The sequence below is a fragment of the Pseudomonas iridis genome, from assembly GCF_017980685.1.
GTDB lineage: Bacteria > Pseudomonadota > Gammaproteobacteria > Pseudomonadales > Pseudomonadaceae > Aquipseudomonas > Aquipseudomonas iridis.
The window spans coordinates 55,028-68,650 of sequence record NZ_JACXXO010000009.1; the positions used below are offsets into that span (position 1 = coordinate 55,028).

Annotated in this window: 12 protein-coding genes; 7 read left to right on the forward strand and 5 right to left on the reverse strand. The window is 60.5% G+C overall.

Annotated features, from left to right (window positions below):
* Nucleotides 1-448 precede the first annotated feature (448 nt).
* The gene (locus tag IEQ42_RS16195; RefSeq protein WP_042561225.1) at nt 449-928 is read left to right on the forward strand and encodes an Lrp/AsnC family transcriptional regulator; all 480 of its coding nucleotides are present in this window, start codon (nt 449-451) and stop codon (nt 926-928) included.
* A 160-nt stretch (nt 929-1,088) separates the two neighbouring features.
* Nucleotides 1,089-1,298, forward strand: a complete 210-nt coding sequence (locus IEQ42_RS16200; protein WP_042561226.1) for a DUF2788 domain-containing protein — start codon at nt 1,089-1,091, stop codon at nt 1,296-1,298.
* Here the strand turns inward: IEQ42_RS16200 and IEQ42_RS16205 are convergent.
* From IEQ42_RS16205 to IEQ42_RS16220, 4 genes are all read right to left on the reverse strand, one after another.
* The gene (locus IEQ42_RS16205) at nt 1,293-1,928 is read right to left on the reverse strand and encodes a pseudouridine synthase (RefSeq protein WP_150617319.1); all 636 of its coding nucleotides are present in this window, start codon (nt 1,926-1,928) and stop codon (nt 1,293-1,295) included. The two genes, IEQ42_RS16200 and IEQ42_RS16205, sit on opposite strands and share 6 nt — an antisense overlap.
* A 72-nt stretch (nt 1,929-2,000) precedes the next feature.
* Nucleotides 2,001-3,500 (reverse strand): AMP nucleosidase, encoded by a 1,500-nt coding sequence (amn, locus tag IEQ42_RS16210; protein ID WP_191626408.1) that lies wholly within the window; start codon nt 3,498-3,500, stop codon nt 2,001-2,003.
* Nucleotides 3,501-3,692: 192 nt separating this feature from the next.
* Nucleotides 3,693-5,342 (reverse strand): acyl-CoA dehydrogenase family protein, encoded by a 1,650-nt coding sequence (locus IEQ42_RS16215; RefSeq protein ID WP_210704163.1) that lies wholly within the window; start codon nt 5,340-5,342, stop codon nt 3,693-3,695.
* Nucleotides 5,343-5,436: 94 nt separating this feature from the next.
* On the reverse strand, nt 5,437-7,791 hold the full coding sequence (locus IEQ42_RS16220; RefSeq protein ID WP_210704164.1) for a hybrid sensor histidine kinase/response regulator: 2,355 nt from the start codon (nt 7,789-7,791) through the stop codon (nt 5,437-5,439).
* Between the two features lie 315 nt (nt 7,792-8,106).
* Between IEQ42_RS16220 and IEQ42_RS16225 the strand changes: the two genes are divergently transcribed.
* The 4 genes from IEQ42_RS16225 (at nt 8,107) to IEQ42_RS16240 (ending at nt 11,626) form a co-directional block, all read left to right on the forward strand.
* Nucleotides 8,107-8,904: a hydroxymethylpyrimidine/phosphomethylpyrimidine kinase gene (locus tag IEQ42_RS16225; RefSeq protein WP_047303578.1), complete on the forward strand. Its 798-nt coding sequence runs from the start codon at nt 8,107-8,109 to the stop codon at nt 8,902-8,904.
* Nucleotides 8,905-8,922: 18 nt separating this feature from the next.
* Nucleotides 8,923-9,546, forward strand: a complete 624-nt coding sequence (thiE, locus tag IEQ42_RS16230; RefSeq protein WP_210704165.1) for a thiamine phosphate synthase — start codon at nt 8,923-8,925, stop codon at nt 9,544-9,546.
* A gap of 17 nt (nt 9,547-9,563) precedes the next feature.
* Nucleotides 9,564-10,847, forward strand: coding sequence for a glutamate-1-semialdehyde 2,1-aminomutase (hemL, locus tag IEQ42_RS16235; protein ID WP_210704166.1), 1,284 nt, complete (start codon nt 9,564-9,566; stop codon nt 10,845-10,847).
* 224 nt (nt 10,848-11,071) lie between these two features.
* Nucleotides 11,072-11,626 carry a tetratricopeptide repeat protein gene (locus IEQ42_RS16240; protein ID WP_042561233.1) on the forward strand — a complete coding sequence of 185 codons (555 nt, stop codon included), beginning with the start codon at nt 11,072-11,074 and terminating at the stop codon, nt 11,624-11,626.
* Between the two features lie 123 nt (nt 11,627-11,749).
* Here the strand turns inward: IEQ42_RS16240 and IEQ42_RS16245 are convergent, their stop codons facing one another.
* Nucleotides 11,750-12,079 carry a DUF1820 family protein gene (locus IEQ42_RS16245; protein WP_042561234.1) on the reverse strand — a complete coding sequence of 110 codons (330 nt, stop codon included), beginning with the start codon at nt 12,077-12,079 and terminating at the stop codon, nt 11,750-11,752.
* A gap of 133 nt (nt 12,080-12,212) precedes the next feature.
* On the opposite strand from IEQ42_RS16245, the gene miaB reads away from it, so the two are divergent.
* Complete coding sequence (miaB, locus tag IEQ42_RS16250; protein WP_047303584.1) at nt 12,213-13,541, forward strand: tRNA (N6-isopentenyl adenosine(37)-C2)-methylthiotransferase MiaB; 1,329 nt, start codon at nt 12,213-12,215, stop codon at nt 13,539-13,541.
* Nucleotides 13,542-13,623 lie beyond the last annotated feature (82 nt).

Below are 13,623 nucleotides of genomic sequence, written 5' to 3' on the forward strand. Positions count from 1 at the left end.
CCTCACTGCGGCTCAGAGACCTTGATTGGAGTGGCCTGTAGCTAAGACCGGGGAAACACACACCGGGTTCTGCAACAGGTTATCAGTCACGCAACTTATTTATTGAGCGGCGCAGCAGTAAATCGCGCACAAGAAAAAAGGGAGACCCGTCGGCCTCCCTTTAGAGAACTTCGTCCTGGCTCGACGCTTTTGACGTCGGCTCACCTCACGCCGTCTTATGGACAGTGCGTAGCTCGGGGGCCGGCCCAACCCCGGTGGGGGTGGCGGCCGCGGCAGGCCTGATTGAGCGGGCCGCGTGGACTGTGTTACCGAGCAGTGATTCTGGTGATAAGAATAAGCCTGAGGCCGCGACAGAGGATTGCGAAGATTGCTCAAATAAACATCACTTGCGCAATTTTTCACCCTGGATAGATAATCCTCCGCAATAGTTACAACCAAGGACAGATTGATGAGCAAACTCGACCGTTACGACCTGAGCATTTTGGCGGAATTGCAACGCGACGCCCGCATCTCCAACCAGGAGTTGGCCGAGCGCATCGGTCTGTCACCCTCGCCTTGCTCGCGCCGGGTCAAACAGCTGGAAGACGACGGCTATATCTCGCGTCAGGTGGCGCTACTGGACCGCAAGATGCTCGGCCTGAGCCTGACGGCTTACGTGCTGATCGGCATGGACCGGCACACGCCAGAGCGTTTCGAAAATTTCGAAGCGGCGATTCGCACGTTGCCGCAGGTGCTGGAGTGCAGCCTGGTGACGGGGGTGGATGCTGATTACCAGTTGAAAGTGGTGGTGCCGGATATGGATCACTATCAGAAGCTGTTGCTCGGTCACCTCACCCGCATCGATGGCGTAACAAGCGTTCGCTCAAGCTTTGTGCTGAATCAGGTGTTGAACAGTACCGAGTTGCCGCTCACTCATCTGCGTAGCTGAAATTTCTCCCTGTAGGAGCGGCCCGAACCTTCGGCAGCTCCTGCAGGGGGCAGCGGTGACTGAAGAGGTGTGGCACACCGACGCAGGTCAATGATTCAGCAATTGCCCATGGCGTATAATCGCCGCCGCCCTTTACCCCGCCCCGCGCCGGAGATGTCCGATGGATCCTGCACTACTCGAAGAGTGGATGATGACCGGCCTGGTCAGCATCCTGATCATTTTCATGGGTTTCATCGTCTGGGATCTGGCGAAGAAGTCCAAGGCCGGTCGCTTCGGCTCGCTCATTCTGTTCTTCGTGCTGGGCCTGGGTGTGGCCGCGTTCATCATCAAGAGCGTGGTGATCGGCCTGATCGAATCCGGCGCTCTATAAGCGCGCCGGCACCTCCGTCCACTGGCCCTGATCGAGACCGTCAATCGTCCAGTCACCAATCCTGACCCGCACCAACCGCAGCGTCGGCAGCCCGACCGCGGCAGTCATGCGCCGTACCTGACGGTTGCGTCCCTCGCGAATCACCAGTTCCAGCCAACTCGTCGGCACGCTTTTGCGAAAACGCACGGGCGGGTTGCGTGGCCACAGCTCAGGTTCATCGAGCTGGCGCGCCTCGGCGGGCAAGGTCATGCCGTCATTCAACTCGACGCCATCACGCAGACGCTGCAACTGCTCGTCCGTCGGCTCGCCTTCGACCTGCACCCAATAGGTTTTCGCCAGCTTGTGTTTCGGGTCTGCGATCCGCGCCTGCAACTGGCCGTCGTTAGTCAGCAGCAGCAAACCTTCGCTGTCTCGGTCCAGACGCCCGGCCGGATAGATGCCCGGCACGTCGATGTAATCCTTGAGCGTCGCCCGCCCTTCACCGTCGCTGAATTGCGTCAGCACATCGAACGGTTTGTTGAACAGGATCAGCTTCGGCTCGGCCGGCGGCGCCTTGGCGACACGGCGAGGGGCAGAAGACGGAGGCTTCGCGCCGGGACGGCGAGAAGGTGGACGCGGAGGACGGGACATGGGCAAAACAACATCTGGCGATCTGGGCTGACAATGCTAGTGCCCGGATCACCAAATGACCACGACTAACCGTTAACGGAACGGCGGTTCGTCGAAGCTGCGCAGTTTGCGCGAGTGCAGCGAATTGAGTTCGGTGCGCAGCAGATCGACCGCTTCGATGCCGATCTTCAAGTGCTGGCTGACCGCGCGTTCGTAGAAGGCGTTGGCCGAACCCGGCAGCTTGATTTCACTGTGCAGCGGTTTATCCGAAACGCACAGCAACGTGCCATACGGCACTCGCAAGCGATAACCCTGCGCGGCAATCGTGCCGCTTTCCATGTCCACCGCCACGGCGCGGGACAGGTTGATCAACGGTCGCTCCTGGGCCCAGCGCAGCTCCCAGTTACGGTCGTCGTAGGTCAGCACGGTGCCGGTGCGCAGGCGTTTTTTCAGATCGTCGCCCTTCTCGCCCGTGACATTGGCTGCCGCTTGTTGCAGCGCCATTTGCACTTCGGCCAGAGCCGGGATCGGAATGTTGGGCGGCACCACGCGGTCGAGAATACCGTCGCGACGCATGTAGGCGTGGGCCAGCACGTAATCGCCGATGGTCTGCGACTGACGCAGGCCGCCGCAGTGACCGATCATCAGCCAGCAATGCGGACGCAGTACCGCCAAATGGTCAGTGATGTTCTTGGCGTTGGACGGGCCGACACCGATGTTGACCAAGGTCACGCCGTGGCCATCGCTGGCGATCAGGTGATAGGCCGGCATCTGGTAGCGGTGCCAGACCACACCGGCAGCAATCGCCGAGGCTTCGCCGTGATCCATGCTCTTTTCGATGATCACGTTGCCCGGCAACACCATGCGCACGAAACGCGGATCGCTGCGCAATTGCTCCAGACCATGGACGATGAACTGGTCGACGTAACGGTGATAGTTGGTCAGCAGAATCCACGGCTGCACATGACGCCAGTCGCTACCGGTGTAATGCACCAGTCGGCGCAGCGAGAAATCCACACGCGCCGCATCAAACAGCGCCAATGGCAGCGGATCGGTGTTTTCCCAATCGTAGAGACCGTCGGCGATGCCATCGGTGGCGGCCGACAAATCGGTACTGGGGAACACGCGCGCCAGCACCGCTGCCGTCACGCCGGAGCCGGCCAGTTCGTCGCCCTGTTCGACCACGTAGGGATACGGAATGTTTTGCTGGCTGACGCCGACTTCCACGGTCACGGTGAAGTCGTGCATCAGCGGCACAAGTTGTTCGAGCAGGTATTTGCGAAAGGCCGCCGGGTGGGTGACGGTGACGCTGTAGGTGCCCGGCAGTTGCACCTTGGCGTAGGCGCGGGTGGTCTGCGGGACTTCGCCCTGGCAGTGATAGGTCAAACGCAGTTCGGGATAACGAAACTGGGCACGCTGCTCGGCGTCGGGCTCGACGCGATCCTTGAGGTACCGCTTGAGCGCCGAGTTCAGCGCAGAGGTGGCCCGCTCATGCAGCTCGGCCAGACGATCCACGGCTTGTTCGGCGGTTTGAACGACAATAAACGCTTCGGTCACGATCAGCTTCCTGTGTTCTGACTTGCAGAGCTTCATCTTGCCTGCATCGTGGCGTGACGGGAACAGTAGCGTTGTGGCAACACCTAAATCTTTCAGACAACCCGAATCCCTGTGGGAGCTGGCTTGCCAGCGATGAGGTCGTCACATTCAACATCGATGTCGAGTGACAGAACGCCATCGCTGGCAAGCCAGCTCCCACAGGTTTTTTTGGTGTTGGAGAGATTGGGGTCAGAAACCTTGCGGGGTCGAGCGGGCGACGATGGCTTCGACGTCCAGTCCGCGCGGCAGCGCACCGTAAACTCGTCCGCCACCACTCAGACGACTGGCAATAAAGGCATCACTGACCGCCGAATTCCCCGCCTCCAGCAACAGTTTGGCCTGTAGCCCCAGCGCAATATCCTCAGTCAACTGCCGCGCCCGGTATTGAATGTCGCTCGTGTCCTTGAACTGCGCCTGTAACTGCTGAATATGCGCGGCCAGACGTTTATCACCATGGCCGTCACCGAGCTCGCTGAACAACACATCCAGCACGCCCGGCTCTTTCGACAAGGCACGCAACACGTCGAGGCACTGGACGTTGCCCGAACCTTCCCACGTCGAGTTGACCGGCGCCTCGCGATACAGCCTCGGCAAGATGCTGTCTTCGACATAACCCGCACCGCCCATGCATTCGGCGGCTTCGTTGATCATGGCCGGCGCGCGTTTGCAGATCCAGTACTTGCCCACCGCCGTCACCAACCGGGCGAATTGCGCTTCGTGGCGATCATCCAGATGATCGAGCGCTTTGCCCATGCGCAGGCTCAGGGCCAGTGCGGCCTCGCTTTCAAGCGCCAGATCGGCCAGCACGTTCTGCATCAACGGCTGTTCGCTCAGCAGTTTGCCGCCGACCTTGCGATGCGCGCAGTGATGGCTGGCCTGGGTCAGCGCCTGACGCATCAGCGCGCTGGAGCCGACCATGCAATCGAAACGGGTCATGGCCACCATCTCGATGATGGTCGGCACGCCACGCCCCTCTTCGCCGACCATCCACGCCAGCGCCCCGCGAAATTCCACTTCGCTGGAGGCATTGGACTGGTTGCCGAGTTTGTTTTTCAGGCGCTGGATGTAGAACTGATTGCGCGTGTCATCGGGACGATGGCGTGGCAGCAGAAAACAGGTCAGGCCTTTGTCGGTCTGCGCCAGCGTGAGGAACGCATCGCACATCGGCGCCGAGCAGAACCACTTGTGCCCGACCAGTTCATAGGCCTCGCCCGGCCCGCTGGTACCGACCGGATAGGCTTTGGTGGTATTGGCGCGCACGTCGGTGCCGCCCTGTTTCTCGGTCATCGCCATGCCGATGGTGACCCCGGCCTTGTGCGCCATGCCGACATTGCGCGGGTCGTATTCGGTGGCGAGGATTTTCGGCAGCCATTGCTCGGCCAGGTTCGGCTGCAAACGCAGGGCCGGAACGCTGGCGAACGTCATGGTCAACGGGCAGCCACTGCCGGCCTCGGCCTGGCTGTGCAGGTAACTCATGGACGCCCGGGCAACGTGGGCGCCGTCCTGCGGGTGCGCCCATGGCAAGGAAGTCAGGCCATGCTCGATGGCCGTGCGCATCAGCTCGTGATAAGCGGGATGAAATTCCACCAGATCGATGCGATGACCGTAGCGGTCATGGCTGGCGAATACCGGTTTGTTCTGATTGGCGAGGAACCCGGCTTCCATCAGCGGCCCGCCAGCGAGAGCACCGTAGGCGTCAATTCGCGATTCGGCCCAACCGGCGCCAAACCGGCGCGACCACTCCTGCAACGGCAGATCAATGCGGTACAGGTTGCTGCCGTCCAGCGACGGCGGCTGGTTGGTGACTTCGTGGGTTTCGGCGAACTGATGCAGGTTCATGACGGGTTCCTTCTTCAGCGAGAAGGTCAGTTAAGCACCGCCCCCACGCCGAACAAAGCGTCATATCCGCCGTTTTTGCGGCGCTTTTACCCTGTCAGCAGCAGAGCACGCGCCGCTCCAGCGCTGCCTGCAAATCCTCGAATTTCACCGGTTTGTTCAGGTAATCGATCACCGCGCCAGGGCTGCACATCTCGCGGTCGGCACTCAGCGCCAACATGAACACCGGCAGATGGGCGCAACCCGGCAAAGCGTGGATCTGGCAGCACAATGCCGCGCCGTCTTGGGCAGGCGACTGGCAATCGATCAGTACCGCGTCGAAGCTCTCGCGCTGCAGGTAATCGAGCGCTGCCGCACTATTATCGGCGGCGCGCACGCGGAAACCGAGCTTGAGCAGCATGCCGCGCATCACCAGCTGGTTGACGCTGTTGTTATCGACCAACAACACCGTGCAGTCCTGCGGTGCGCGTATGCAATCGCGGGCAGGCGCCGCTGTTGGCGCAGGTTCGACCACCGGCAATTCGAACTCGACGTCCAGCTGGAAACGGCTGCCGCGACCGGGTTCGGAACGATGGGTGAGCTTGCCGCCGAGCAATTCCACCAACTGTCGGCAAATCGCCAGACCTACGCCCAAGCCGCCGTACTCACGGGTCATCGATCCGTCGAGCTGGAAGAAGCGCTGATACATCGTCGCCTCGCCCAGATCAGTGAAGCCGATACCGGTGTCGATCACCGCAAACGACAGGGCCATACGATTGTCCGTCGTCGGTTTGCCGCTAACACGTAGCGCCAGACCGCCCACGCGAGTGAACTTGATCGCGTTATCCAGCAAGCATTCCAGGCATTGCGCCAGTTTCGTGCTGTCACCGTTCAGGCGATCCGGCAGGGTCGGCAGCACGTCGACTTTGAAGTCCAGCGACTCGCTCGCCGCATTACTTTCAAATTGCACGCGTAATGCCTCGACCACGCCGCGCAGGCTGAAGCTGCCCGGTGTCGCCTTGAGCTTGCCGGCCTGCAATTCGGTAAGGGTGAGGATGCCGTTGACCATGCGCATCATGTCGCGGGCGGAACCGGCGGCAGTTTGCTGGTATTGCTCAAGCTCCGGGTCCAGGTCGACGGTCTGCATCAGTTCAAGCGAGCCGATCACACCGTTCATCGGCGTGCGCAGTTCGTGGGTCAGGGTCGCGAGGAATTCATCCTTGAGCTTGTTGCTGCGGGCCAGTTGCTGGTTGAGCACTTCGAGTTTCTGGCTGGCATCGAACAGCGTCTGCGCCTGTTGTTCGCGCATCGCGTTGATGCGATCGGCCAATGCCAGCGACAGCAGCGCCACTTCGATGGCCGAGCCGATCTGGCTGGCGTACATGGTCAGGAACACGTTCGGCAGCAAGCCCAGCACCATCAGCGTGTTGATCACGCCACCGAGCAGAAACGCCGACCAGGCGATGATGAAGTAGCGCGCCACCCGCAGGCCGCGGCACCAGGCCAGAATCCCGGCGGCGAAAATCACCACGGTGAAGGTCAGCGCCAACGTTGTTGCCAGGCGCAGGGCCAAGGCGTAACTGGCCATCAACGACAGACCAACCACCAGCGCACCGAATGCGATCAAGGCGATCAGCAAGCGGTCAAGCCAGCGGCTGTGCGTCCTGGTCTGCAAAAAGCTGCGGGCGAACTGGCTGCCGAACAGCCCCGCGCAACCGATGAAGAACGGGGTGGCGGCGTTGGCCCACCACGGATTGTCCGGCCAGAAATACTCGACCGCCGCGCCATTCACCGACAGCTGATAGAGCCCGAACGAGGCAATGTAGAAGATGTAATAGAGGTAACTGGTGTCTCGCACGCTCAGGTAGATGAACAGGTTGTAGACCACCATCCCCAGCAGCACGCCATAAATGATGCCCAGCACGTACAGGCGCACCGGCTGGTCTTCGAGATACGCAGTGCTCGACCACAAAGTCACCGGCGCCTGGATCGAACCTTCGCTGGCGAGACGCAGGTACACGGTTTGCTGTTGATCCGGCGCGAACGTCAGGTCGAACAGATAGTTGTTCTGGCGGATCTCACGACTGGCGAACGGCAAGGCATCGCCGGTTTGCCGGATCAGGTGAAAGTCGCCATGGCCGTCGGGCAGATACAGGTCGAGATGGTCGAGCGGCGGATATGCCAACTCCAGCAGCCAGGAGCGCTGGGCGCCAGGATTGCTCGGGCGGTAATGCAGGTCGATCTTCAGCCAGAATGCCGAGCGTGAGTACCCGGCATTGAGCGTGGCTTTGTCGTGGGCTTTGAAATTGCCGGCAGCAGCCTGCGCGCGGACATCGGCAATGCTCGCCTGACCACTCGGGTCTTCGAACACTTGCAGTGACCGGCCCAGAGGGAGGCTCTGGGTGAATTCGTCGAATTCGACGGCGCTCGCCATGAGGGGCAAGCAGAACAGCAACATCAGCAGATAGCGCATTGAAGCCCCAGCGTGGCTCGTCCGGTTGTGTCAGGAAGCCCCCCCATTCCTTTTGAGTAGACGTAAAACCGGTGTTACCTGTTATTGGTTTGGATCCAGACTAGCATAGCCGTTGATGGCCATTGAGCACCATCGGAATTTTTCCTACAAAGGCTCTAGAACGGGCGTTCCAGAGCAAAGTAGCGAGCTAGAGCTGTTTGATTGGTCAGGTAGATCAAAAGATCGTCCAACGACTCGGGCCGCGATCGGACGATCTTTTGATCTTGCTGCGCCAGCCACACCCGAAAATCAGCTTTGGTGGTAAGCTCGCGCACCATGAATATCTACAGCTCCCGCCCCGTTGTCCTCTGTCTCTCCGGCCACGACCCCAGTGGTGGCGCCGGCTTGCAGGCAGATATCGAAGCCCTGCTCGCGCAGGGTTGCCATGCGGCTCCGGCCGTCACCGCCCTGACCGTGCAAGACACCGTCAACGTCACTGACTTTCGCGTCCTCGACCGTGAGTGGGTATTGGCCCAGGCCAACGCCGTGCTCAACGACTCCGAAGTCGCTGCGGTCAAACTGGGCATGCTCGGTTCGCTGGAAATGGTCGACACCGTTGTCGAACTGTTGTCGGCGCACCCGCACTTGCCGGTGGTCTGTGACCCGGTACTGCGCGCCGGCGGCGGTGGACGTCTGGGCAAGGACGAAGTCGGCTATGCGATGCGCGAACGTCTGCTGCCACTGTCGATCATCGCGACCCCCAACCTTCCCGAAGCGCGCATCCTTGCCGAACTGCCCGAAGGCACCGCGGACGAGTGCGCTGAAAAACTTCTGCCGTTCGTCAAGAACCTGCTGATTACCGGTGGCCACGGCGACGAAACTGAAATCCACAATCGCCTGTACAGCCGCGACGGTCTGCGTGAAACCTTTTACTGCCAGCGCTTGCCGGGCAGTTATCACGGTTCTGGCTGCACCCTCGCCAGTGCCTTGGCCGGTCGCCTGGCGCAAGGTGAAAACCTCGCCAGCGCCGTGCGCAGTGCACTGGATTACACCTGGCGCACCCTGCGCGATGCCGAACAGCTGGGCAAAGGCCAGTTTGTCCCGCGTCGCCTGCCGCTGGATTTCTGCTCGTAACGTCGTGAGGTCTGCCTGATGAAACTACGTGGCCTGTACGCCATTACCGACAGCCAGTTGCTGGCCGGCAAGTTCCTGTCGTACGTGGAGGCGGCGCTGGAAGGCGGCGTCACCCTGCTGCAATACCGCGACAAGAGCAGTGACGAAGCCCGCCGTCTGCGCGAGGCCGAGGCGCTGCGCAATCTGTGCGAACGCTACAAGACGCAGCTGATTATCAACGACGACGCCGAACTGGCCGCGCGCCTGAACGTCGGTGTGCATCTGGGCCAGACCGACGGCCCGCTGTCACCGACCCGCGCCCTGCTTGGCTCGAAAGCGATCATCGGCTCGACTTGCCACGCGCAAATCGAACTGGCGCAACAGGCTGCCAGGGAAGGCGCGAGTTACGTCGCCTTCGGTCGTTTCTTCAATTCCAACACAAAACCCGGTGCACCGACCTGCAGCCTTGATCTGCTCGACGAAGCCAAACGTGCGCTGCATCTACCGATCTGCGCGATTGGTGGCATCACCCTCGACAACGCTGCGCCGCTGGTGGCCCACGGCGTCGACTTGCTTGCTGTGGTCCACGGTTTGTTTGGTGCCGACAGCACCGCCGAAGTGACCCGCCGCGCCCGCGCATTTAATGAATTGTTCAAATCCTGATTTTTGAGAGCCCGATCATGTCTCGTTCCGAAACCCTGTTTGCCAATGCCCAGAAACACATTCCCGGTGGCGTGAACTCACCGGTTCGCGCGTTCAAGAGCGTGGGTGGCACGCCGCTGTTCTTCAAGCACGCCGAAGGCGCCTACGTCACTGACGAAGACGACAAGCATTATGTCGATTACGTTGGCTCGTGGGGCCCGATGATTCTTGGCCACAGCCACCCGGACGTGCTGGACGCGGTGCGCAATCAACTGCAACACGGCTTGTCGTACGGCGCGCCGACCGCGATGGAAACCGAGATGGCCGACCTGGTCTGCTCGCTGGTGCCGTCGATGGACATGGTGCGCATGGTCAGCTCCGGCACCGAAGCGACCATGAGCGCCATCCGCCTGGCTCGTGGTTACACCGGCCGCGACAGCATCATCAAATTCGAAGGCTGCTACCACGGTCACTCCGACAGTCTGCTGGTCAAGGCAGGTTCCGGCGCACTGACCCAAGGCGTTCCGAGCTCGGCGGGTGTACCGGCCGCGTTCGCCAAACACACGCTGACCCTGCCGTTCAACGACATCGACGCCGTGGAAAAAATGCTCGCCGAAGTCGGCGAAGAAGTCGCCTGCATCATCGTTGAGCCAGTGGCCGGCAACATGAACTGCGTGCCGCCAGCGCCGGGCTTCCTCGAAGGTCTGCGCTCGCTGTGCGACAAACATGGCGTTGTGCTGATTTTCGACGAAGTGATGACCGGTTTCCGCGTGGCCCTCGGTGGTGCGCAGGCTTACTACGGCGTGAAACCAGACCTGACCACCTTCGGCAAGATCATCGGTGGCGGCATGCCGGTCGGCTGTTTCGGCGGCAAGCGTGAAATCATGGAGCGCATCGCGCCACTGGGCCCGGTGTATCAGGCCGGTACGCTGTCGGGTAACCCGCTGGCCATGGCTGCTGGTTTGACCACTCTGCGCCTGATCAGCCGTCCGGGTTTCCACGACGAACTGACCGATTACACCACGCGCCTACTCGACGGCCTGCAACAACGCGCTGACGCAGCGGGTATTCCGTTCGTGACCACTCAGGCCGGCGGCATGTTCGGCCTGTACTTCAGCGGTGCCGACGACATCGTCACCTTTGAAGACGTGATGGCCAGTGACGCTGCCCTGTTCGGTCGCTTCTTCCACCTGATGCTGGAAGGCGGCGTGTACCTGGCGCCGAGTGCATTCGAAGCCGGTTTCACCTCTATCGCCCACGGCGAAGCCGAGTTGAAGTTGACTCTGGATGCAGCCGAGCGCGCCTTCGCCAAACTGAAATAATCGCCGAACCGCTGACGTTGGCCATTGCCAGCGTCAGCTTTCACCTACACCCGAGCTGTTTTTCCGACGCCTCTGCTAAATATCCGCCTAAAGTGGGCGATATATTCCCCGCGCAGCAGAAAAACGAGTAAAGACTTTGTAAGGATGGCCCTGCTTATTTCATAATGCGCGCTTATTGGATCCCTCGATGGGTCCGCGTGCCCTTCAGAGGTAAGTCGATTCCCATGAACCGCACCGGCCGCACCCTTGCCTTGGGCTGCCTGTTGCTCCTTCAGCCCCTGCTCGCGCATGCACAAGCAGGCGGCAACTCGTTGTTGATCCCGGCGATGGGTCGTTGCACCCTCAATACTCAGCCGCAAGACGTCACGCAGGCACTGGCCGCCTGCCAAAAGGCAGCGGATGAAGGGGATGCGCAAGCGCAATACGAGTTGGGTGAGTTCTACTACGACGGCAAGAATGCGCCGCGCGACCTCAATCAAGCCCTGAGCTATTTCGAAAAAGCCTCGCTGCAAGGCCATGCCCAGGCGCAATTCAAGCTCGGCACCATGTTCTTCCACGGCGAAGGCGTGCAGGCCAACAACATTCAGGCGTACATCGTGCTGAAGATGGCCGCGGTCAACGGCGCCGAAGAGGCGCTGGACACTGCCGACGAAGTCTCTGAAAAAATGTCCCGCGAAGACCTCGAAACCGCCACACAGGTGCTCGGGCAAATTTTCCGTAAATACCTGATGGAACTACAGAGCGCCGATGGGCGCACGCCGTTTTCGCCTCTTCCCTGATTTCTGAGCCGATCTTGCGAGCCCCATCGCGAGAAAGCTCGCTCCCACAAGTGGTCTTCGGAACACTGGAGATCAAATGTGGGAGCGAGCCTGCTCGCGAATGGGGCGACGCGGTCTTGAAACTTACTTCTCAGGCATCGGCATCGGAAACGGCATCACATTGCCGACCGTGCCGCGGGCTTCGCTGATTTTCGGTGTACCCAGACGCTCGACCTCGTCGATACGCACGATCGAATGCATCGGCACAAAGCTGCGCACCACGCCTTCGAATTGCGCCTTGAGCTTTTCTTCGCTCGGATCGACGACCATCTGCGTGCGCTCGCCAAAGACGAACTCTTCCACTTCCAGGAAGCCCCACAGATCACTTTGATAGATCTGCTTGGCGTACATTTCGAACACCTGGCCCTGGTTGAGGAAAATCACCTTGTAGATTGGAGCTTCGCGTTTGGTCATGGCGGGCGGATAACATCGGGGATAAAAATGAGGGCGCGAACTATAGCATAGCCACCGGACGCACAACGGTAGGAACATGGAGACATGTTCCCTATAATGCGCGGTTCTTTGAATCACGTGACGATCCTAATCCATGGCCAAGAAGCTTTACATCGAAACCCACGGTTGCCAGATGAACGAGTACGACAGCTCGCGCATGGTCGATCTGCTGGGTGAACATCAGGCCCTGGAAGTCACGGCTCGCGCCGAAGATGCCGACGTGATTCTGCTCAACACCTGCTCGATCCGCGAACGCGCCCAGGACCGGGTGTACTCGCAACTGGGCCGCTGGCGCGAATTGAAACTGGCCAACCCGGACATGGTGATCGCCGTCGGCGGTTGCGTGGCCAGCCAGGAAGGCGCGGCGATCCGTGATCGCGCCCCCTACGTCGACGTGGTGTTCGGCCCGCAGACCCTGCACCGCCTGCCGGAAATGATCGACGCCGCACGCATCACCAAATTGCCGCAAGTCGATGTCTCGTTCCCGGAAATCGAAAAATTCGACCACTTGCCCGAGCCGCGCATTGACGGCCCGAGTGCTTACGTGTCGGTGATGGAAGGTTGCAGCAAGTACTGCACGTTCTGCGTGGTGCCTTATACCCGCGGTGAAGAGGTCAGCCGACCATTCGACGACGTGCTCGCCGAGATCATTCATCTGGCCGAAAACGGCGTGCGTGAAGTGACTTTGCTGGGGCAGAACGTCAACGGCTATCGCGGCGCAACCCATGACGGTCGTCTGGCCGACCTGGCGGAATTGATCCGCGTGGTCGCTGCCGTCGATGGCATCGACCGCATTCGCTACACCACCTCGCATCCGCTGGAGTTCTCCGACAGCCTGATCCAGGCCCACGCCGAAGTACCGGAACTCGTGAAGCACCTGCACTTGCCAGTGCAATCGGGCTCCGACCGGATTCTGGCGGCGATGAAGCGCAACCACACCGCGCTGGAGTACAAATCCAAGTTGCGCAAACTGCGCGCGGCGGTGCCGGGGATTTGCATCAGCTCGGACTTCATCGTCGGCTTCCCGGGTGAAACCGAGAAGGACTTCGAACAGACCATGAAGCTGATCGAAGACGTCGGTTTCGATTTTTCCTACTCGTTCGTTTACAGCCAGCGCCCGGGCACACCGGCTGCCGACCTGGCCGATGACACGCCGGAAGCGCTGAAGAAAGAACGCCTGAACGCGCTTCAGCACCGCCTGAATCAGCAAGGGTTCGAGATCAGCCGACAAATGGTCGGCTCGACCCAGCGAATTCTGGTGACCGATTACTCGAAGAAAGACCCCGGCGAACTGCAAGGGCGCACCGAGAATAATCGTATCGTCAACTTCCGCTGCGACAATCCAACCCTGATCGGCCAGTTCGCAGATGTGCACATCGATGCGGCGCAACCGCACTCGCTGCGTGGTTCGCTGATCCAGTAAAAAAAATATCAGGAGCACAGGGAATCCTGTGGGAGCTGGCTTGCCAGCGATAAGGCCATCAGCCCCGACAAATATGTCGCCT

Coding starts and splice junctions, on each gene's coding strand:
- thiE (WP_210704165.1), top strand. CDS start 8,923: ATGAAACTACGTGGCCTGTACGCCATTACCGACAGCCAGTTGCTGGCC.
- IEQ42_RS16240 (WP_042561233.1), top strand. CDS start 11,072: ATGAACCGCACCGGCCGCACCCTTGCCTTGGGCTGCCTGTTGCTCCTT.
- amn (WP_191626408.1), bottom strand. CDS start 3,500: ATGAAGCTCTGCAAGTCAGAACACAGGAAGCTGATCGTGACCGAAGCG.
- IEQ42_RS16195 (WP_042561225.1), top strand. CDS start 449: ATGAGCAAACTCGACCGTTACGACCTGAGCATTTTGGCGGAATTGCAA.
- IEQ42_RS16220 (WP_210704164.1), bottom strand. CDS start 7,791: ATGCGCTATCTGCTGATGTTGCTGTTCTGCTTGCCCCTCATGGCGAGC.
- miaB (WP_047303584.1), top strand. CDS start 12,213: ATGGCCAAGAAGCTTTACATCGAAACCCACGGTTGCCAGATGAACGAG.
- IEQ42_RS16215 (WP_210704163.1), bottom strand. CDS start 5,342: ATGAACCTGCATCAGTTCGCCGAAACCCACGAAGTCACCAACCAGCCG.
- IEQ42_RS16225 (WP_047303578.1), top strand. CDS start 8,107: ATGAATATCTACAGCTCCCGCCCCGTTGTCCTCTGTCTCTCCGGCCAC.
- IEQ42_RS16200 (WP_042561226.1), top strand. CDS start 1,089: ATGGATCCTGCACTACTCGAAGAGTGGATGATGACCGGCCTGGTCAGC.
- IEQ42_RS16245 (WP_042561234.1), bottom strand. CDS start 12,079: ATGACCAAACGCGAAGCTCCAATCTACAAGGTGATTTTCCTCAACCAG.
- hemL (WP_210704166.1), top strand. CDS start 9,564: ATGTCTCGTTCCGAAACCCTGTTTGCCAATGCCCAGAAACACATTCCC.
- IEQ42_RS16205 (WP_150617319.1), bottom strand. CDS start 1,928: ATGTCCCGTCCTCCGCGTCCACCTTCTCGCCGTCCCGGCGCGAAGCCT.